The organism is uncultured Tyzzerella sp. (assembly GCF_963558545.1).
Taxonomy (GTDB): Bacteria; Bacillota; Clostridia; order Lachnospirales; family CAG-274; genus Tyzzerella.
Window position 1 is genome coordinate 1 of record NZ_CAUWHO010000117.1, and the last position, 1,626, is coordinate 1,626.

Genomic DNA, 1,626 nt, shown 5'->3' on the forward strand with positions numbered 1-1,626 from the left:
TAAAATATATAAATTTACTATATTAATACAAAAACAAAGGTAATATAATATTATTTATTCTTATTTTTGTTAAAAAATATTTTAAGTGTAACCTATGTTTAACACTTTAACAAATAAAAATGTTATTAAAAATAATCTACACTACGAGATACATCAAAAAATCTGAACATTTTAATTATACTGTATTTATCTTTATTCTTTAAAATTACTTGATACTTTATTGATGACTTTACTTCCTTCCCGTAAGTGATAGAAAATCCCCCATTAACTCTTTTCTATTTTTAATTGTCTTATCCTAGAATATTTTATAGCAATTATGTATTTAAGTTCGTTAATTTTCATTTCTTCTATGTAATACATAATTTTTATAGGTATATCTTTAGATTTTATTGTAATTCCTTTATCTAATTTGTCTAGTTTACAATTATATCTAGTGATAAACTTTGTTAGTTGTTTTATAGTAAATCACAATTTTTCACTAATTTCCCTTTTGCTTAATCCTTGTTTTCTTAATTATAAAATCTCATTTTCATAATAACTTATATGTTCATAACTTCTTGGCACAATAAAACCTCCTATCATAGTTTAATTCTACCATAGTAGGTATCTTTTCTCTATTGTCCATTTTTACGGGCTTGTTCAAAATTAATAACATTTTTATTATATTTTGTAAGATGATATAATAATATCTTCATTATCATCTACTGCAAATAACATTCCTAATATTTCATTAAAATATGATATAGGTACATATGCTTTTCCATTTTTTATTTCTGGTGCAAACTCTAGCTGTCTTATTATTTTATTATTTTTATCAGAATATCTATTTTCGCCTATAACAAGATATGATAAAAACTTCCCATCTTTTAGTATAGTTATAGAATTTTTGCTAGATTCCCAATTCATAATATATCCAAAATAATCTAAAGATTCTCTCAATGGAACCATTTTAACATTATATTGAGATTTTTTATAATAATTTTGTTTATCTATCTTATAATTTTTCAAGTTTTTATAAGGAACTTCAAATATTATATTACCTTTTTGTGAAAATGTAAGGCTACCAGCACCAAATACAACGTATACATTTTTATTTTTAATATAAAATGGTGTATTTTCTGTAACCTTTTTATATGTGATGCCCATACTAGACGCTTTATTAGATACAACTTTATTAGTATAATTTAATCCATTTGCATTAAAATAACTATTTATTGTAACATACTTATTATTTTTTGTATCAATATTAACACTATAAGGAGAAACTTCATTATTGTATAAACTTTTAAAATAAATTATAATAGATAATATATTACCATCTTTTATAGTATCATAAGATATTTCTATTTTACTTGTTATCTTTTTAGAATAACTAGTGATTTTACTTTTTATTATGCCCTCTATTTTTTTATTAACATTATTTTGAAATGAAATATTAGTTAATCCAGATATATTTGGGTATTCTCCAAATATATTAATATTATTACTACTATTTATAGTTTTTAATGTAACATTTACACTATTGGCAAAAACCTCAAATTTAAATGAAAAAATTAAAATGAAGCTTAAAAATATGTTTAATATCTTTTTCATTTACATACCCCTTTTGTTATTATACTTATTTTT

The 1,626-nt window shown here is 21.1% G+C and carries 1 protein-coding gene; it reads right to left on the reverse strand.

Annotated elements, in window-relative coordinates:
* Positions 1-660: 660 nt before the first annotated feature.
* Positions 661-1,593, reverse strand: a complete 933-nt coding sequence (locus tag R5Z65_RS10090) for a copper amine oxidase N-terminal domain-containing protein (RefSeq protein WP_317368934.1) — start codon at positions 1,591-1,593, stop codon at positions 661-663.
* Positions 1,594-1,626: the final 33 nt, after the last annotated feature.

What these genes read in the sequence shown, in the direction of transcription:
- R5Z65_RS10090 (WP_317368934.1), bottom strand. Translation starts at nt 1,593, where the DNA reads ATGAAAAAGATATTAAACATATTTTTAAGCTTCATTTTAATTTTTTCA.